General features: G+C 39.0%; 19 protein-coding genes. 9 read left to right on the top strand and 10 right to left on the bottom strand.

What is annotated here, in order from left to right:
• Window positions 1-15: 15 nt before the first annotated feature.
• The gene (gene yddG / locus FTU36_RS04995) at window positions 16-939 is read right to left on the bottom strand and encodes an aromatic amino acid DMT transporter YddG (RefSeq protein WP_180116912.1); all 924 of its coding nucleotides are present in this window, start codon (window positions 937-939) and stop codon (window positions 16-18) included.
• Between the two features lie 265 nt (window positions 940-1,204).
• Here yddG and FTU36_RS05000 point away from each other — a divergent pair, with 265 nt between their 5' ends.
• The 6 genes from FTU36_RS05000 to FTU36_RS05025 all read left to right on the top strand — a co-directional run bounded on the left by FTU36_RS05000 (window position 1,205) and on the right by FTU36_RS05025 (window position 6,558).
• Window positions 1,205-1,600 carry a hypothetical protein gene (locus FTU36_RS05000; protein WP_180008126.1) on the top strand — a complete coding sequence of 132 codons (396 nt, stop codon included), beginning with the start codon at window positions 1,205-1,207 and terminating at the stop codon, window positions 1,598-1,600.
• Between the two features lie 958 nt (window positions 1,601-2,558).
• Complete coding sequence (locus FTU36_RS05005; RefSeq protein ID WP_180116913.1) at window positions 2,559-3,125, top strand: hypothetical protein; 567 nt, start codon at window positions 2,559-2,561, stop codon at window positions 3,123-3,125.
• 96 nt (window positions 3,126-3,221) lie between these two features.
• Window positions 3,222-4,184, top strand: a complete 963-nt coding sequence (gene puuE / locus FTU36_RS05010; RefSeq protein WP_180088237.1) for an allantoinase PuuE — start codon at window positions 3,222-3,224, stop codon at window positions 4,182-4,184.
• 143 nt (window positions 4,185-4,327) lie between these two features.
• On the top strand, window positions 4,328-4,831 hold the full coding sequence (gene uraD, locus FTU36_RS05015; RefSeq protein ID WP_180116914.1) for a 2-oxo-4-hydroxy-4-carboxy-5-ureidoimidazoline decarboxylase: 504 nt from the start codon (window positions 4,328-4,330) through the stop codon (window positions 4,829-4,831).
• Window positions 4,828-5,148 (top strand): hydroxyisourate hydrolase, encoded by a 321-nt coding sequence (gene uraH / locus FTU36_RS05020; RefSeq protein ID WP_111886083.1) that lies wholly within the window; start codon window positions 4,828-4,830, stop codon window positions 5,146-5,148. Before uraD ends, uraH begins: the two co-directional genes overlap by 4 nt.
• 30 nt (window positions 5,149-5,178) lie before the next feature.
• Window positions 5,179-6,558, top strand: a complete 1,380-nt coding sequence (locus FTU36_RS05025; RefSeq protein ID WP_180116915.1) for a nucleobase:cation symporter-2 family protein — start codon at window positions 5,179-5,181, stop codon at window positions 6,556-6,558.
• A gap of 202 nt (window positions 6,559-6,760) precedes the next feature.
• Here the strand turns inward: FTU36_RS05025 and FTU36_RS05030 are convergent, their stop codons facing one another.
• Both FTU36_RS05030 and alc read right to left on the bottom strand, forming a co-directional pair.
• Window positions 6,761-7,261: an ureidoglycolate lyase gene (locus FTU36_RS05030; protein ID WP_180109332.1), complete on the bottom strand. Its 501-nt coding sequence runs from the start codon at window positions 7,259-7,261 to the stop codon at window positions 6,761-6,763.
• A 90-nt stretch (window positions 7,262-7,351) separates the two neighbouring features.
• Entirely contained in the window at window positions 7,352-8,359 is a 1,008-nt protein-coding gene (alc, locus tag FTU36_RS05035; RefSeq protein WP_180116916.1) for an allantoicase, read from the bottom strand.
• Window positions 8,360-8,567: 208 nt separating this feature from the next.
• Here alc and hpxO point away from each other — a divergent pair, with 208 nt between their 5' ends.
• Entirely contained in the window at window positions 8,568-9,725 is a 1,158-nt protein-coding gene (gene hpxO / locus FTU36_RS05040) for an FAD-dependent urate hydroxylase HpxO (protein WP_180116917.1), read from the top strand.
• Window positions 9,726-9,828: 103 nt separating this feature from the next.
• Here the strand turns inward: hpxO and FTU36_RS05045 are convergent, their stop codons facing one another.
• Window positions 9,829-10,758 (bottom strand): LysR family transcriptional regulator, encoded by a 930-nt coding sequence (locus tag FTU36_RS05045; protein WP_180059846.1) that lies wholly within the window; start codon window positions 10,756-10,758, stop codon window positions 9,829-9,831.
• 248 nt (window positions 10,759-11,006) lie between these two features.
• Between FTU36_RS05045 and FTU36_RS05050 the strand changes: the two genes are divergently transcribed.
• Window positions 11,007-12,062: an aromatic ring-hydroxylating dioxygenase subunit alpha gene (locus FTU36_RS05050; protein ID WP_180116918.1), complete on the top strand. Its 1,056-nt coding sequence runs from the start codon at window positions 11,007-11,009 to the stop codon at window positions 12,060-12,062.
• A gap of 86 nt (window positions 12,063-12,148) precedes the next feature.
• Here the strand turns inward: FTU36_RS05050 and FTU36_RS05055 are convergent, their stop codons facing one another.
• A complete protein-coding gene (locus FTU36_RS05055) occupies window positions 12,149-12,589 on the bottom strand; it encodes a DUF2147 domain-containing protein (protein ID WP_168379617.1) in 441 nt (146 codons plus the stop codon).
• A gap of 524 nt (window positions 12,590-13,113) precedes the next feature.
• On the opposite strand from FTU36_RS05055, the gene FTU36_RS05060 reads away from it, so the two are divergent.
• Window positions 13,114-13,950 (top strand): SDR family oxidoreductase, encoded by an 837-nt coding sequence (locus FTU36_RS05060; RefSeq protein WP_180035226.1) that lies wholly within the window; start codon window positions 13,114-13,116, stop codon window positions 13,948-13,950.
• Between the two features lie 179 nt (window positions 13,951-14,129).
• On the opposite strand, the gene benE is transcribed toward FTU36_RS05060, so the two are convergent.
• The 5 genes from benE to benA form a co-directional block, all read right to left on the bottom strand.
• Complete coding sequence (benE, locus tag FTU36_RS05065; protein WP_180116919.1) at window positions 14,130-15,353, bottom strand: benzoate/H(+) symporter BenE; 1,224 nt, start codon at window positions 15,351-15,353, stop codon at window positions 14,130-14,132.
• A 63-nt stretch (window positions 15,354-15,416) separates the two neighbouring features.
• Window positions 15,417-16,202 (bottom strand): benzoate diol dehydrogenase BenD, encoded by a 786-nt coding sequence (benD, locus tag FTU36_RS05070; protein ID WP_180027182.1) that lies wholly within the window; start codon window positions 16,200-16,202, stop codon window positions 15,417-15,419.
• 14 nt (window positions 16,203-16,216) lie between these two features.
• On the bottom strand, window positions 16,217-17,233 hold the full coding sequence (gene benC / locus FTU36_RS05075; protein ID WP_078190731.1) for a benzoate 1,2-dioxygenase electron transfer component BenC: 1,017 nt from the start codon (window positions 17,231-17,233) through the stop codon (window positions 16,217-16,219).
• A 94-nt stretch (window positions 17,234-17,327) separates the two neighbouring features.
• Window positions 17,328-17,837, bottom strand: a complete 510-nt coding sequence (benB, locus tag FTU36_RS05080) for a benzoate 1,2-dioxygenase small subunit (RefSeq protein WP_180116920.1) — start codon at window positions 17,835-17,837, stop codon at window positions 17,328-17,330.
• The gene (gene benA, locus FTU36_RS05085; RefSeq protein WP_180027181.1) at window positions 17,834-19,231 is read right to left on the bottom strand and encodes a benzoate 1,2-dioxygenase large subunit; all 1,398 of its coding nucleotides are present in this window, start codon (window positions 19,229-19,231) and stop codon (window positions 17,834-17,836) included. Before benA ends, benB begins: the two co-directional genes overlap by 4 nt.
• Window positions 19,232-19,254 lie beyond the last annotated feature (23 nt).

Genomic DNA, 19,254 nt, shown 5'->3' on the forward strand with positions numbered 1-19,254 from the left:
AGTGACTGCTTCTTATTATTCATGGCGCAATTGCATTAATCTGGCTTTAATTTGTGGCCAACTGGTTGAAATCCAACATACCAGCGAACCGAATGTCACCAAAATGGCACCATGCCAAAAACTTAAACTCAGTGGTGTCTGTAATATAAACATTGAAATAACCGAAGAAAAAATCGGACTAAAATACGATAAAGTCACCAATATCGTAATATTGCCTTTAATAATACCTACATTCCACGCTGCATAACCCAAAGCGGTTACAATGGACACGGTCAACATATACATACCGGTATGTAAGCCTACGGCAGGCATTCGCGGAATACCGTGAAATATCAACATTTTTAGCCATAGCACAATGGTGATCACGACGAAAAAGAATGAAATAGGGTTATGTCCAAGACTGTATTTACGTGTAATCACACAGTAGAGTGACCATAAACTCGCGCCCATAAAAGCAAGAAAATAGCTTAATGGATTGGACTGAATGTTCGTAAAGACTGTAGACCAGTTAAAACTTCCATTACCCGTTTGGATCAAAATGATGCCGCCCAAACTAATGGCTAAACCAATGATTACGAAAAAGTTAAATTTTAATTCTTTAAATAATATTAACGCGGCAATTGTCAGACTCGGCCATAAATAATTGACCAAACTGATTTCAATCGCTTGTTGAGCTGTTTGAGCCAAAGCAATGGCATAAGAAAAACACAACTCATAAATCACAAATAAAATGGTGGCGTATATCAAAAATTGGTGCGGAACCAGTTTAAGGTTTGGAATTTTAAATAAGAGCAATAGAATAATTGAGCTCAAAGTATACATAAAGAGCACAGCAAGATCAGGGCCAATACTGAAACTAATTTTCTTAAGTAAACCAACAATAGAAGACCATTGTAAGATTGCACTGAATCCAATCAGCGTTGCAAGATTTTTGGACATGATTGCTCGAAGATTTCGCAAATGGCGAATGAATTTTTAATTTTTATTATAGTCTTTATTCAGTCGTTTAGTATAAGCGTGAAATTATCAAACTCTATTTAATTAAAAAGATTTAGAGCTCGTCGTACGTCAAGAGCAGCATGGCGATGAACTAGGTTTAGATTCTGGCTTATTAACGCACGATTTAAAACTTGGACAATGTATTCATGCCTATATTCGTGCGAATCCAAATTTTCACTTAGCAGAGGGCGTTAAGTCGGCAATTATGATTGGCAATGGCTCAGGAATGGCGGGTTTGCTTTCACATCTTAAGCAACGTGTCGCAAAAGAGCACTGTCAAAACTGGTTAATTTATGGTGAGCGTCAACAAGCTTTCGATGCAATTTTTGCTGATGAACTGCATGAATTACAAAACCAAGGTAAAATTGCAGAAATCGATCGGGTATTTTCTCGTGATGGATTTGCTGAAAAGTATGTGCAAGATGTCCTAGTTGTAAAAAAAGCTGAATTGATTGATTGGCTAGAGCAAGGGGCTTGTCTCTATATCTGCGGCAGTTTGAATATGGCCAAAGCGGTAGATGCCACTTTGCAAGAGATACTGGGCATTGAACAACTGCATACACTGCGTAAAGCAGGTCATTACCGCCGCAATGTGTATTAAATAATTGATGTCTACTGAAGAAGTAAATAATGATGCAGTTCGTAATGAGATGGATCGATAGTTTAAAAAGGAACAATAATGGATAAATTTGTAATTAGAGTTTATCACGATTGTAAAAGGCTAATTATAGCTATTTTTTTTATTATTGAATTTTTGATTTTTTTAATAAAGTATTACTTTTTTGGGATAGGTTTCTGGAGTTTTATTGGTGCAGTAGTTTTTTTTATTATCTTTGTTGATCTAATTTATAATGGGAGTTATTTGTTGATCGGAAAGATAAAAAAAGAAACTGAAGTTTATGAATATTATATTAGGTTTATCTATATTTTTGTAATTTATTTATTTTCAATATATTGCATTGTTGAGTGAAGAGTAAAATTTAAAAATTATAAGTAAATATTTTTTTTAATATTTTGTAGAGTTTTGCTCGTTTATGGCTCTATTGCATAAAGATTCTTAAGGCAGACCACCATAAGTCACTAAAAATTAAGTAACTTACTTGGATATGAGGTGGGCCTAATCAAAATCTTTTGTTTTCTCCAAAGCATGGATTAATCAATTGCTAGCCAATCTTATTGTTTGAATCTTTTATTTGGAACTGAGTAAAAGTGACTTATGAATATAAATTAATTTTCAGAGTTAGGTGTGTTGATTTTACAAAGAATATTTGATCATGACGCTTTAAATTTATCAATAATTAAGTATAGTTATACCATTAAAAAATTACTAGATTAAACAAACAATGAGAATGCATATTTTTTTAAATTCCTTACTTACGATGTATTGTTCAATTTCAATATTTATGGTCATTTTTATATATTTTTTATCTAATTGGCAAATATGGGAAAAACATTTTACATTCATTAGTTTAATATCATTTTTAATACTGGCAATTTGTTTTTACTTTAAATATAACGAAAAGTTGAAGGATGATGATATTTTATTCAAGCTGTTGCCAATGAAAGTACGGCTACCAATAAGAACTTCAACTATATTTTTTTTAAACATAAATTTGGGTTTTATCTTATTTATATTGGCAGTGCTTACAATAGTAATTACAGCTAATATTTGGTTTATTACACTTTGTGTTTTTATTATTTGGAATGCAATAATTTATCATCCTCATAATTGGTTTGTGGATTCAATTGATTTAAAACAAGATATAAAAAATAAAACAAATGAATTTGAGAGTCTAAGACAGGAGAAAGGTGATTTTGAATATTTTAATGATGGTTTCAAATACACTATAAATGGGCCTGAAACAAGCACTAAAACTATATTATGGAAAGATATTCAAAGTATAGATGTCGTACGCCATGATCTTGGTATCTTTGATGAGATTCAACTCTATATATTATGTTCAAATACAATCATTCATATTACCGAAAATACACAGGGTTATTACTTTTTCCTTGATCAACTGCATCAGAATTTTCCAGAAATAGATGAAATTTGGCAAATTTCAATCATTGCAGATGATTCAGGGCAACCATTCAATATTTTAAAAAAAGGCAATGGTCATTGATATGAAAAGCTATTTAGCCGTCTACGACATTGGCGCATAATTTGCTTATTTCTACCTAATTTTTTACTGTTTGATATAACAAATTAGGAAGTTGAAGTGACTACAGGCTACTTACGTGGACAAGACTTAATTGACCAGATCCAACAACAGGATTATTCCAGAGACCTAATTGGATATCATGGCGATGTACCTCAAGTCGTATGGCCTAATCAGGCACGTATCGCAGTGCAGTTCGTGTTGAACTATGAAGAAGGTGGAGAGAACCACATCGAACATGGGGATGCAGGCTCAGAACAATTCTTATCTGATATTATTGGAGCGGCTAGTTTTCCTGCCAAGCACATGTCGATGGACTCGATGTATGAATATGGCTCCAGAGCAGGTTTTTGGCGGATTCATGAAGAATTTAAAAAACGTGATTTACCCATGACGGTCTTTGGCGTGGGTATGGCTTTAGCGCGTAATCCTTATATCGTCGAAGCAATCAAACAAGCCAATTATGATGTCGTTTCACATGGTCAACGCTGGTTACATTATCAAGATATGCCGATAGAGCTGGAACGTCAGCACATGGATCAAGCGATTAGTGTGCTTGAAGCTTTATTTGGAAAGACGCCTATTGGTTGGTATACAGGGCGTGACAGTCCCAATACACGTCAGCTATTGGCTGAATTTCCGCAAATCAAATATGACTGCGATCACTATGGTGATGATTTACCTTTTTGGAGTCATTTGACGAATGAAAATGGTCAAACCCGTCCTCATTTAATTATTCCATATACACTCGAAAGCAATGATATGAAGTTTTGTTCACCGGGTGGTTTCAACAGTGGTGAACAATTTTATCAATACCTTAAAGATGCTTTTGATGTGCTATATGCAGAAGGTGAAAGCGCGCCAAAAATGTTATCGATTGGGATGCATTGTCGTATTTTAGGGCGACCAGGCCGTTTTAAAGCACTACAACGATTCTTAGATTATGTGCAATCACATGAAAAAGTGTGGATTTGTCGCCGTGGTGATATTGCGGAACATTGGTATACACATCATGCAGTCTAGTAAAAAAATATTTGGATAAAGAGGAGCTTAGCTCCTCTTTTTTTAGGCCTGTACTTAGGTAACTGACATCATAGACCTAGGTTGGCACTGATATTGCAAAACTAAATTTGAACAATCATTCAATAATTTTAGGCGATTTTATAGTGCAACTTGTTGAATTTAATAAAGCATCCGAAGCAGATGTAAAAACTTTTTTAAAGCACTGTGTGCAAATTGAAAGCTGGGCAGAACACATTGTGGCGCAGCGCCCTTATACCTCTGTCACGCAAATCACAGAGCAAGCAGTAAAAGCTGCAAAAGCTTGGACTTGGGATGAAATCAAAAATGCTCTAGATAACCATCCACGAATTGGTGAAAAAAAGGCGCAGGCTGAATTAAGTAGTTTGGAACAACAATTTTCAAATCAAGAACAGTCTGAAATTTCAGCAGATGAAGAAACTCAATTTGCATTGCTGAAAGGCAATATCGCGTATGAGAAAAAGTACGGTTATCTCTTTTTAATCAAAGCTTCAGGCCTCAGTAGTGAAGATGTACTACAGGCGCTGAAATATCGATTATTGAATGATCCTGAAACAGAAAAAAGAATTGTCCATCATCAACTGGCTGAAATTGCCTTATTAAGATTAAAACAGGAGCTTAGCGCATGATTAGCTCACATATTTTAGACACCAATCTAGGCAAACCTGCAGCGAACGTCAGCATTCAATTATTTAATGCGGAAGGTAAGTTACTAGGTTCAGCCCAAACCAATGCAGATGGTCGCGTCAATGATTTTGCGCTGAAGGACTTTACAGCAGGTGCTTATAGCCTTGAATTTGCGACTGCTGAATATTTTCAGACTTTAAATACCGAAACCTTTTTTCCGAAAGCTGTGATTCATTTTTATGTAAAAGATGCCTCGCAGCATTTTCATATTCCTTTACTCATCAGCCCATTTGCATATTCAACGTATCGTGGCAGCTAAGAGCAAAGTTAAAAAATAGGGGATATAAAAATGACAGAACAAGATAAAACAGATTCACCAGAACATGAATATTTAGGCGCAGGGAAAAGCCTTGCCTATGGTTTACAGCATGTATTAACCATGTATGGCGGTATTATCGCTCCGCCATTGATTATTGGTACAGCCGCGGGACTTGAACCTGCGCAAATCGGTTTATTGATTGCGGCGGCGCTTTTTGTCGGTGGCTTGGCGACCATACTACAAACCGTAGGTGTGAAATATATCGGTGCAAAATTACCCTTAGTACAAGGTGTTTCATTTGCATGTGTGGCGACGATGATTGCCATAGTAACCGCAGGCGGTGGGCTTTCTGCTGTTTATGGCGCGGTGATTGTTGCATCCCTAATTGGCTTTTTCCTAGCACCTTATTTTTCAAAAATTATTCGTTTTTTCCCACCGATTGTAACTGGCTGTGTGATCACCGTGATTGGTCTTTCATTGCTTCCTGTAGCGGTACGCTGGATGATGGGGGGGAACAATAAAGCACCAGACTGGGGAAGTGCTGAGAACATCAGCTTGGCATTTTTAACTTTGGGTATAGTGATTGCGCTGAATTTAACACGTAATGCAACTATCCGACGTTTATCAATTTTGTTAGCCATCGTCTTCGGTACGGTGCTGGCTTATGCCTTTGGCTTTGGCGATTTTTCTAAAGTTGCAAATGGTAACTGGATTCAATTTCCAAGCTTCTTTGCTTTCGGTATGCCAACTTTTGAGTTAAGTGCCATTATTGCCATGCTGATTGTGACTTTAGTGATTATGACTGAAACCACAGCAGATATTATTGCCGTTGGGGAAATTGTTGGTACTAAAGTGGATGCTGAGCGCATTACCAATGGCTTACGTGCAGATATGCTATCTAGTGCAGCAGCGCCAATTTTCGGTTCATTCATGCAAAGTGCTTTTGCACAAAATGTTGGTTTAGTAGCGATTACTGGCGTGAAAAGTCGCTTTGTTGTCGCAGCGGGTGGAATGATTTTAGTCGTATTAGGCGTTCTGCCAATTATGGGGCGACTGATTGCAGCGATTCCTGTCCCTGTATTAGGTGGTGCTGGTTTAGTTTTGTTTGGAACGGTTGCGGCAAGTGGTATTCGTACCTTGGCGAAAATTGACTATAACGAGCAAAAGAACCTCATCATTGTTGCGACTGCGATTGCAGCAGGGATGATTCCAATTATCGATTATTCTTTCTATGCAAACTTCCCAAAATGGGTGCAAACACTCTTTCATTCAGGCATTAGTTCAACTTGTTTGATGGCGATTATTTTAAATATTGTGTTCAATCATTTGAATTTATTTAAAAATAAAGAAGTGACTATGAGCAAAGATCAGGTGAAAAAACCAAGCATGGCAATAGATGTGCAACATTAATCATTGCCAATCTTGAGTCTTGAACCATACGATGATTCATAGAATATAGTTTGTATAGAATAAATAAAGCCCTCTAAATTGAGGGCTTTTTTAATGCGTTATGTTTAAATTAAATAATATCAAGAGATGAAATAAATTATGTATTAACAGATGGTTAGATGGTTTTTAGTCTATTTAACTCTAAGTATTTAAGCTAAAAAAATTAATTTGAAATGTGAATAGGCGTAGGGAACTGGAACACATCACAATTATGTCCAGTGCCAATCCGATCGATGACGGCAAAGCTACTTGGTGCTTCGAGTGTCAGGAGAGGATGATGCCATGTTCCTGCACGATAGTTGACTCCTTGGCTACCATCAGTGATGAAAGCACATAGCTGTGTAAGATCAGGGCTGTGATCATCCAACGCAGGTGCAACTACCACTAAAAAAGCCTGCGCTTGCATTGGAATAAACGCTTGTGAGCCGTTGGGATGACGCTCCAACATCGAAATCGTAAAAGGCAATTCAGTGGTTTTGATATTTCTAAAGATGCTAATTCCAGCAACCGCATCACCTGAAATTTCTGTTTCTACGAGGGCATGATATCGCTCTGTATGTGTGTCATTGATGTGGAAAAAATCATGTCCAGTCGTGCAAATGACCTCTCCAAAAGGCGCAAAGCCTTCAATACTTAGAGCTTGTATTTTTATGCTATGTGTCATGTTTAGATATCTTAGTAAGGCATTTAATTAAAAAAATTGAAACAATACAAATAGGAAGCCCGAAGGCTTCCTATTTTATCAATATTGCAATTAAGGATGCATTTTCCCCCATAACCGTATGCGACTAATCCCCCCGTCAGGAATCATATTGATGCGGATATGCGATATTTTTTCATGCTTTAAAATCTCACTGACAAAGCAATGAATATGATCCATCTGCATGTCTTGTGCATCGAGTAAAAACGGCCAGAACATACTTTGCGGAATCAGTTGAGGGTCAGTGGCATCTTCTACATAGATCGCTTGTATGGAAACCTGCGCAGGGAAGTTGCCTTTAAAATGGGCAGTATCAATATCAATTTTCTCTATTGCACCAGATTGACCCAAAGCCAAAATACACCAGTCAAAACCTGGTGCACGGCGACGTTTAGTTTCCCAACCATCTCCCATATTGATGCCGCGGCCAGGGTTAATTAAGTTTCGTGGATGTCCAAAATGAGCATCACTATAAGCAATTACGCGTCCACCATTTTCCAGTGCAACAAGGTCTAATGTGCTCGTACTGTCTTGAATTTGAACCTGAACTTCACCATAGACTTTAAATCGTGCAATACCGCCGTCTGGATATATATTTAAACGTACATGGGTAAAAACCTGATCATTTGAGACCTTCAATATATGGTGTTGGCTCGGGCCCAATACGGTATTGTCTAAGATATTGACCCATGCTGCCTGTGCTAGCTCACCACTTGGTGCAAAACAGGCTTCAACTGATGCGGAAGCTGGATAATTCCCTGTAAAGAATGTTGTATCAATATCTAAGGCTTGAATTCGTCCAGCAACACCGAGTTGGATGATTGCCCAATCATAACCTGCATGGCGTTTACGACGCGTTTCCCAACCATCCATCCATTTGCCATGATCATCAAATTTATCTTCGACAAAGATTGGTGCATTAAATTGCAGCATGCGTTTTGCTTCTGCAAAAAAATCATCTGAACAATCAAGTATTTTTGCACCAATACGGTCATCAGCTAAATTTGTAAGTGCCTGTAATTGTGCAGGAATATCAAAACTTGGTGCGAGTAAAGTCGCCATATATAAAATCCATTCACTATTTTCATTTAAAACATATGCATTTAGTTTTCAGTGTTAAAAATTTAACATTTGATAAAAACAAGCATTTACACGTGTTTAGAAGCACAGCGTGTGCCAACTTTAGAATTTTTTATTGCTTGTTTGAAAAAATGGCATGCTTTTCGCTTTTTAGGAGAAAGATATTTAAAAAAACACAGGGGAGTTATAGATGGACATTACAATTATTGGTGCAGGTATGGCGGGCCTAACGACTGGGATCGCTTTGAAAAAATTTGGACACCAAGTAACCATCTATGAACAGGCAGAACAAATTTTACCTGTTGGAGCCGCTATTTCTTTATGGTCTAACGGTGTCAAATGTTTGAACTATTTGGGGCTAACCGAACAAGTCGAAAAGCTCGGTGGCAAGATGGATCACTTAGCCTATATCGATGGTTTAACGGGCGATGTTATGACACAGTTTAGTCTGTTTCCTTTAATCGAAGAAGTTGGTCAGCGACCTTATCCAGTTTCACGCGCAGACTTACAAAATATGCTCATGGATGAATTTGGTCGTGAGAATATTCATCTAGGCAAAAAAATGGTGAGCTTCTCAGAACAAGATGATCAAGTGATCACCCGTTTTGCTGACGGAAGTGAGGTTCTGGCTGATTTATTGGTTGGCGCCGATGGTACACATTCATTGACACGGGCGTATGTATTGGGGGAACAAGTTGAGCGCCGCTATGCAGGTTATGTCAATTGGAACGGTTTAGTCGATATTTCAGAAGAATTTGCTGCGGCAGATCAATGGACGACATTTGTAGGAGAAGGTAAGCGCGTTTCGCTGATGCCCGTTGCCGACAACCGATTCTATTTCTTCTTTGATGTACCTTTAGCAGCAGGCTTAGAAAATGACCGCACACAATATAAGGCCTTATTTAAAGAATACTTTAAAGGTTGGTGTGAACCGGTTCAAAAGCTAATTGATGCTGTAGATACCCAAAAAACCAATCGGGTAGAAATTCATGATATTGAGCCTTTTGCAGATTTCTACAAAGGCCGTGTGGTGATCGTGGGTGATGCAGCACACAGTACAACGCCGGATATTGGACAAGGCGGCTGCCAAGCAATGGAAGACGCAATTTATTTAGCCCGTTCTTTGCAAATCAATACTTTAGGGTTGCAAGATTCATTGCGTCGTTATCAAAATAAACGTAATGAACGTGCCAATGAATTGGTTCTGCGAGCGCGTAAGCGTTGTGATGTGACCCATATGAAAGATGAAAGTGTGACGCGTGAATGGTATGCAGAACTGCGTAAAGAACAAGGCAATCATATTATGAAAGGCATCATTAGTAATATTGTAGGCAATCCATTGGATTAAAAAAATAAACTAATAAAACTTTAGCTTTCAGCAGCCAGTACGGGTTATTCGCACTGGCTTTTTTTAAATAATTATTTGCTATTACAACGCCAAAATATTGGTTTTAGGGGGTCATGGATTTTAAATTGATTTTAATTTCTTCCATTTTTTCCACCAAATGATTAATCATGATCTGAGAAATTCGAGAAGTTTGGCGCTTCGATGCGACACATAAAGCAATGGTCAAACTGTGCAAACCTTTTTCACGGATCGGTTTAAAAATAATCTTATTATTCTCAAGCAATGGCAAAGCATCCATATATGACATCAAACTGATGCCTAATTGTTGTTGAATCAATGACAGTATCATTCTAATGTCATTACATTCGATCTTTTGAATAGGACTAAACTTATGATGTTTATATAAAGTCTGTACATATTCACTAATAATGAGTGGATCACTCGGCAAAATATGCCGTTCATTTAACGTATCTGAAAGATAAATTTTATCCATTCCACCCAGGGTATGATGCGGCGACATCACAAAGCCCAACGGAATTTCTATAAAGGATAAAATCTCTAATTGGCTATGGCTTTTAGGATTTAAAATAATGCCAAAATCTAATTCTGCATCAACGATTTTTCTGGAAATATCTTCACTGCTATTCATGCTGATGTTGAGGTTGATCCACGGATAAGTTTCAGCCATCTTTTGAATGCAGTCGACGACAAAACTGTCATTCAAAGCTGCAATAAAGCCCATTTCAATGTTTCCACGGTTTAAGCCTTGGATTTCATCAAATCGAGTTCGCGTCAGTTGATATTCTTTTTGCCATTTTAATAAATCGGCATACAGTAATTCACCCGCGAGCGTCAGTTTTAAGCCCTGAGGTAATCGTTCAAATAGGGCAACCCCCAGTTCTTCCTCTGCCAAAACGATTTGTCGATGTACTGCCGAGACTGAAATAAAGAGTTGTTCAGCAGCTTTGCGCAGACTTCCAGTCCGTGCAACCGCCATAAAATATTCAGAAAATCTAGAAAAAGTAATCGACATACAGGCTTCAATCTCTATCGCGTCATCAGCGAATCATAATGTTATGCATTTTAAGCGATATTCATGCCAGCTTTATCAAATCAAGCAGGGATCAATGCTTAATGTTCTAAAAAACAGAACAATCTATGCAAATCATTCTAATAGACAGAAATGTGTTTAGAATTTAATTTCGACTTAGAAAATAAGGATTTAGCAAAATTTAAATAGCGCTAAATGCTAAAGAAATATTGCAATTGTCGAGATGAACTATGAATGCCATTCCAGTACTCAATTTATTTACCCAACCTCAGTGCAGTACATTTGATGCCAACGACTGGAATATTTTGGCGCAGCATTGGTATCCCGTTGCACGTGTAGAAGATGTTTCGACTGAACCGCAACAAGTGCAATTACTCGATGTAAAAATGGCGTTATATCAAACTGAAAGTGGAAAAATTCATTTGGTTCGTGACATTTGTCCACATCGAGGGGTGCCATTAACTAAAGGCTGGGTCAAGGGTGAAGACATTATTTGTCCATATCATGGTTTACATTATAACGGCGCAGGAAGGTGTGTAAAAATTCCCGCACAGCCAGAGCTGACTCAAATTTCAGAGCGTTTTTCATTAACTAAATTTCCAGTTGTATTGAAATATGGATTGGTGTGGACCAGTTTATTTAATCGCGATGAATCTACGGCCAATTTTCCAGATTTAGACACGTGGGATAACGAGCAGCACCAATCTATATTGCCACCTTATGTAGATATTGGTGGTTCAAGTGGGCGTCAGCTCGAAGGCTTTATTGATGTTGCACATTTCGCATGGGTGCATCATGAGAGCTTTGCAGACCGTGAAAATCCTAAAGTACAAAAATATTCCACAGTACGTACGGACTATGGACTACATACAGAATATCTCAGTGATGTGAGTAATTATCCGCATGGCTTACAACATTTAGCGCCAGAAGATTTTTTATGGAAAAGAACATTTGATGTCTATCCACCATTTTCAGCAATTTTAACCATCGATTTTCCTGAAAATGGGGTGTTGAAAATATTAAATGCCTGTTGTCCTGTATCGCATAATAAAACCCGTTTATTTGTACCTTTAACTCGAAATTTTGATACCACAGGAGATTTACAAGCAGTTTATGATTTTAATGCACAAATTTTTGCTGAAGATCAGGACATGGTGGAAAGTCAAAAACCTGAGGAATTGCCACTGGATATCAGTATGGAGGCGCATTTCGAAGCAGATCGCTCATCCACAACGTATCGTCGCATATTAGCCGAATGGGGGCTAAGTAAACGTTATACCGTTTAATATATAAATTCCAAAATTTTTAAATTTGAAATTTTCATGCAAAAAAGCGACTCAATCGAGCCGCTTTTGACTTTGTACATAAAGGATTAGTTTACACGTATCCATGTTTGGCTGCGTCCAAGCGCAGATACACCAATATAGCCACGACCATTCAAGGTCTTGCCGTCATTCGACATTTTTGCATTGAAGCTATAGGTTTTACCATTTTTCGGATCAGTAATTTTACCGCCGTCATAGGTATTTTTACCGGTATTTTTCAAACCATTCACGATTTGTACACCGAGTAATGGTTTATTGTGGAATTTACCTACACATTTTTGGCAGTTTTCTGCTTCACCCGGGGTGAGTACATCAACGATTTTTGCAGATAAAACGCCCTTTGATGTTTCATTAAATTGAACTACAGATAAAGGTTTTTTGGTTTGGTCATCGATGGTTTTCCATTTAGTACCATGCAATGGATCAGCAGCCAAAGCTAAGCTAGACACCAGTGACAAACCGATTAGGCTAAGAGTTGTTTTTATCATTTTAGAACCTCTATTGAACATAGTAAGAGATGTGCATCCCTGATCTTCCAAAGGGTGGATACACAAGACTTGGAAAATTACAAAGCATCAGCCTTGTTGTCTTCAAGGGCTATATTCACAAAAAAATAAGTATATATTGTGGATTTTATATACTGATTTTGAATATGTAGAATCTGGATCGTGTAGAAAAATAGAATAAATGTTGAGCTTTGTTTATAACATTTGGGATTTGTATCACTTTTATAAATATCAAACGCTGTTTGAGCTGAAAAATTTAGAGCTACAATCCCAAAAAAAGCCGGAGCTAAAAGGCTCATTTAAGTTTTCAATTTTTGCTCTAATCATGTTGAATTACATTAATTTGATTTGAAGCAATAACGCTAAAGAGCTATGTATAGCATTCATATTTTACAATTAAATAAAATCATTTCATTCATAGATCAGTTCTCGTTAAGCTTGTGTTATGAATAATATGAAAATGCAGCTTGTTCACTGAACGAGATTAAGTGTGTATAGGAATAACGATGAAAAATTTTAACAACAAAGTCGCAGCCATTACTGGAGCAGGTTCAGGTATTGGGCAGCAGTTAGCCATTCAACTGGCTCAATCAGGTGCGCATCTAGCATTAAGTGATCGCAACCTTGACGGTCTTGCACAAACGGCTGAAATGATTAAGCACACCGGTGTGAAAATAATTCAGACCCAATTAGATGTGTCTGATCGTGCCGCTGTAGAGCAATGGGCGGCTGCAACCCAAGCTGAATTTGGCCAGGTCAATTTGATCTTTAATAATGCAGGTGTCGCGTTAGCCAGTACTGTAGAAGGTATGCATTATGATGAAATTGAGTGGATTATGAATATTAATTTCTGGGGCGTGGTATATGGGACAAAAGCATTTTTACCGTATTTAAAACAAAGTGGCGATGGACATATAGTTAATATTTCCAGCTTATTTGGTTTGACGGCTCAACCGACTCAAAGTGCCTATAATGCAACGAAGTTTGCGGTACGAGGTTTTACTGAATCTTTACGCCAAGAATTAGACTTGGAAAATGCTGGAGTCAGCGCAACTTGCGTGCATCCGGGTGGGATTCGAACCAATATTGCAAATAGCGCGCGTATGAGTGACAGTATTCGTGCGTTAGGGATGAACCCAGATAGGGCAACCAAAGCATTTAATAAAGTGCTAAAAACACCGCCTGAAGTCGCAGCAAAAGTCATTTTAGATGCGGTAAAGCAGAATAAACGTCGAGTTTTAATTGGTAATGATGCCAAAATTATTGATTTAATTCAGCGAATTGCACCTACACGTTATGCCCAAGCCATAGATCTACTTAGTGGTAAGAAAAAACGTAAATAATTCAAAGATAAGTAAAAAAGGGATGATGCAACATGATCCCTTTTTTATCCTATAGAGCTCTTAATTTCGAATATTGAATTTTTAAGTTTAAATGACAAGAAAATCAAAAAATTGAGTTTTCGATTAAACAAAGAAGATGTAGTGTTCCATCTTCTTTGTATTGGCAATGCGTTTGGACATTATGAACTTTTAGAATCTTGAGTCGTTGTCATCGGTGCTTGTGTGGCTACTCGTTTGGTCAAAATGACATGTGCAGCGACACCGATACAAATCCCCCAAAATACTGAGCTTAGCCCTAAAAAATGCATACCTGAGGCTGTCGCTAAAAAAGTGATTAGCGCCGCATCACGGTTGGCCTCATTTTTCATCGCAACGGACATGTTTGTTCCAATCGCACCTAATAACGCTAAACCTGCAAGTGCAGCGACCAACTCTTTAGGTAATAGGCTAAATAACATGACAATACTGCCTGCAAATAAGCCGCCTAAAATATAAAAAATACCATTGGCAATACCAGCTATATAACGTTTTTCTTTTAGTTTATGTGCATCTTTGCCCATACACATGGCTGCGGTAATAGACGCTAAAACAATGGTAATGCCTCCGACACATGCTACAGCGAGCGAGGCAATACTGGTCGCAGTGATAATGGGCTTAGCTGGCGTGTCATATCCACTTAGTTTCATGATCGCCATCCCCGGAAGGAATTGACCACTCAGACTGACTAAAATTAAGGGAATCGCCAAATTTAAAGTCGAGTTCCAAGTCCAAACTGGAGCAATAAACTGCGGTATAGCGAGTTGAAAATTCACATCAACAGGATTAATTTTTCCTAATGTAAAACTCAGGATGACACCAGTCAGTAAGACCCAAATCATCGCGTAGCGTGGCGAAAGTCTTTTCGATATGAGAAAGACCAATAACATGCCAAAGACAATGATCGGCATACTATCTGTCGCAGTGAACAGTCCAAGTCCAAACTGAAATAAAATACCTGCCATCATTCCCGCAGCGACATCTTGAGGAATCCATTTTAAGAGTTTGTCAAAATAGCCAGTGATGCCAATCAAGAAAATAACAATAGCGGACGTGATATAAGCTGCTATGGCTTCATTCAGTGAAATATTCGGAAATAGGGTGACTAAAAGGGCTGTACCGGGCGCTGACCACGCGGTAATCACCGGGGTTTTATATTTAATAGAGAGATAAATACCCGCCAGCGCAGCACCAATAGAAATCCCCCAAATCCATGAAATCATCATGGCTGGGGAAACTTGGGCTTTTTGTGCGGCTTGGAAAAAAATAATCAATGGGCCTGAATATGAGATCAGCACGGCTAAAAATCCTGCAACCGTCGCTGAGATCGACCAATCTTCTTTTAATGTTTTTAACAGGGGTGCCATCGCTTTTGCCTCCATGCGACTATGTCAATGAGCCTGTTGAATTTAACCAATGATTTTTAGAGATTAACCTTGATCTCCACCACCAACAGGGACGACTGTTCCTGTCATATAAGATGAATCATCGGATGCCAAAAATAAGATGGCATTCACTTGTTCCTGAATTGTGCCATAGCGTCCTAAGAATGTACGGTCAATGGTTTGATCGACCACGTCTTGCATCCATTGTTTTTCATGATCTGACAATGGATTGGTATTTCTTGGTACTTTTCGTGGTGGGGCTTCTGTGCCACCTGTGGCTACGGCATTGACTCGAATACCATCTTTGGCATGTTCAAAAGCGAGAGCAGCGGTTAAGCCATTAACCCCACCTTTTGACGCTGAATATGGCACACGGTTAATACCACGGGTTGCAATAGAAGATACATTTACAATTGTCCCTTGCTGATTTTGAATCATTTCAGGTAACACGGCTCGGCAGCACCAGAGGGTTGGAAATAATGAACGATTAACTTCCTTAATGATTTCTTCTTCTGAAAATTCTTGGAAGGGCTTCATCCAAATCGCACCGCCAACGTTATTGATTAAAATATCAATTCGGCCATATTTTTCAATGGCTTGAGCAGCAACTGATTGAGCGCCTGCAAATGTTTCAAGATTGGCTTTAACAATAATGGCATCGCCATTGTGGGCTTGAATATCGTTAAGCGTCTCTTCAACAAAATCTGAGAGATCTGCCAATACCACTTGAGCGCCTTCTCGAGCCACTTGTAGTGCGACGCCACGACCGATACCTTGAGCGGCACCGGTAACGATGACAACTTTATTGTTAAATCTGGCTTGTTCTGACATTAAACTATTCTCCCTTAATTCGCTGAGAATTTTTCAAACAAAAAGTTTGCAGGTTTAACGCCTTCGGTATCTAACCAGCCACGTACCGCTTCGACCATCGGTACAGGACCACAGAGGTAAATATCCACATCGCCATTGTTTAACCAATCTTTTTCAACATGACTGGTCACATAGCCTTTACGTTCATGCTGTGACTCAGGGTGAGCGACCACAGTACGGTATTCGAACCACGGGAGTTTGCTTTGTAATTCATCGAGCTTGTCTTTTGCTACGATGTCAAAGTCATTGGTTACGCCAAATACAAGACGAACAGGTTGTTCAGAACCTTTTTCTTCAAGCACTTGTAACATGGACATAAACGGCGCAATACCTGTACCACCTGCAAGCATGACCACAGGGCGGACAACATTACGCAGATAAAAACTACCAAAAGGTCCTTTGAAGGTCATTTTGTCGCCGGCTTTCGCATCGGCACTCAGGAAAGTACTCATTTTGCCTTCAGGGACATTACGAACCACGAAGCCTGTTAAACGATTGCCCGGCTTTGAACTAAACGAATACGAACGAGTTTCTTCAGTCCCCGGAATGCCGACATTGACGTATTGACCTGCCAAGAAGTTAATGTCAGGTTGACCTTCATCCAGTTGAATATCAAAGGTAATCGTAGAATCCGACATATTTTCAACACGAGACAATGTGCCTTGAAACTCATGAATTTCAGTTTTACACACGTCAGATGATGCACTGATTTGGAAAACAGCATCTGAACTTGGACGACATTGGCAAGCTAAAATATAACCTTGCTCAGCTTCTTCGGGGGTTAAAGCATCTTCGATATAAGATTCTTCAGGCATGTCGTAAGTACCCGACTCACAAAATGCACGGCATGTCCCGCATGCGCCATCACGGCAATCTAGAGGGATATTGATTTTTTGACGATAGGCTGCGTCGGATAGGGTTTCACCTTGAGCAACACTAATAAAACGAGTAACGCCATCTTCAAATTGAAGTGCAACATTATGGTTTGACATGGCTGAATATCCTTTTGAAAATCTGGTATAACGTGTCCTTTCAGCCAAATATCCTTCTGGCTGAAAGTAAAACCTTGCTTAGTGAAATAAGCTTTTAGAGGTGATAAATATCAATAACTTGGTTGATATAATCGTTTTTCAGAACAACATATTTGTTGAGGATTTTTGGCTGCTCACCTGAAAAATCAATTTCATAACGTGACATGCCAAAGTAGCTATAGTTGGTTTTGTAGCGGAAACTTAAGGTGTTCCAGTTAAAACGCACCGTCACTTTGTCGCCATCACGTTCAATAATCTCGACATTATTAATGTTATGGCTAGTTCGTGTATCCGGCATCGTGGCAGATGAACGCTCAGTTTTAATGCGGAAGACACGGTCTTCTAAACCTTGGCGGTCTGGATAATAAATCAAAGAAATCTCAGACTGCGGATCTTCCGTTAGGCGGTCATCGTCATCCCAAGCCGGCATCCAAAATGAAGCAGATGGGGCATAGCACGCTAGCCATTCATCCCACTGTTCATCATCTAAAAAACGCGCTTCGCGGTAGAGGAACTGAGATACAGCTTCAATGCTTACGCTGTCTAAATATGCAGTTGCATTCATGCGACATCTCCTTGTTCATTTGCGACTTGTTCTGCCAATTCTTTTTCTTCAGCAATGGCATGTTTCATGGTTTTTAACCAATATTGATGCTGAGCAAGGTAAAGACCTTCATCTTCGGTTTTGATGCCACTTAATAGAGGTTTTAATCCAATTTCATTGGCTGCATCATCCGGTCCATGAATCCAGTGTTTTGAACCACGGCACATGTCGTTCCATTCCAGTTCAATCCCTGCATAACCTGCTTGGCAGGCACGGAATTCTTCTAAATCGTCAGGTGTTGCCATGCCTGAAGCATTAAAGAAGTCTTCATATTGACGAATACGACGTGTACGTGCTTCTGGCTCTTCACCGACAGGGGCGATACAGTAAATGGTGACTTCAGTTTTATTGACAGAAATCGGGCGTAAAACTCGAATTTGTGAACCGAATTGATCCATCAAATAGACGTTTGGATAAAGACATAGGTTACGTGAACGCTCGATCATCCATTTCGACATCGGTGCGCCGAATTTTTCGGTATATTCATCGGCTTTGCTAAAGTTTGGCCGGTCTTCTGGGTTAGCCCATTGTGTCCACAACAACATGTGACCACTGTCAAAACCATAAGAACCACCGCCTTGCTTGCCCCAAGAACCCGCACTCATAGCACGAATATTATCCGCTGCTTGTGCTTCTTTACGGTGCTGTGTGGTGGCTGCATAGTTCCAATGCACGGCTGAAACGTGATAGCCATCTGCGCCATTTTCAGCTGTCAGTTTCCAGTTACCTTCATAGGTATAGGTAGATGAACCACGTAAAACTTCTAAACCATTTTCCGACTGACCTTCGATCATGTCGATAATTTTGGTGGTTTCACCTAAGAATTCTTCAAGGCTTGGCACATCAGGATTTAAGCTGCCAAATAAAAAGCCTTTATAACTTTCAAAGCGTGCGACTTTTTTCAAGTCATGTGAACCATTTTGGTTAAAGCAATCTGAATAACCGGCTTCAGCAGGGTCTTTAACTTTGAGTAATTTACCTGAGTTATTAAAGGTCCAACCATGGAATGGACATGTATACGTCGCTTTGTTGCCTTTTTTATAACGACATAACTGTGCGCCACGATGTGAGCAGGCATTGATCATGGCATTCAGTTCACCATTACGGTTACGTGCAATGATGATCGGCTGGCGACCGATATGAGTCGTGTAATAATCATTGTTATTTGGAATTTGGCTTTCATGTGCCAAATACACCCAGTTACCTTCAAAAATGTATTTCATTTCAAGATCAAATAACGCTTGATCGGTAAATACTGAGCGGTGCAGTTTAAATTCACCAGTGTCAAAATTATCGACAAGAAGTTCATCAATACGATCTAGATGGCTAGTGTTAATTACAGGAATACGTGGCATGTCCATTCTCCGACTGTCCAATG

This window comes from Acinetobacter sp. YH12096, assembly GCF_013419215.1.
Lineage (GTDB): Bacteria > Pseudomonadota > Gammaproteobacteria > Pseudomonadales > Moraxellaceae > Acinetobacter > Acinetobacter amyesii.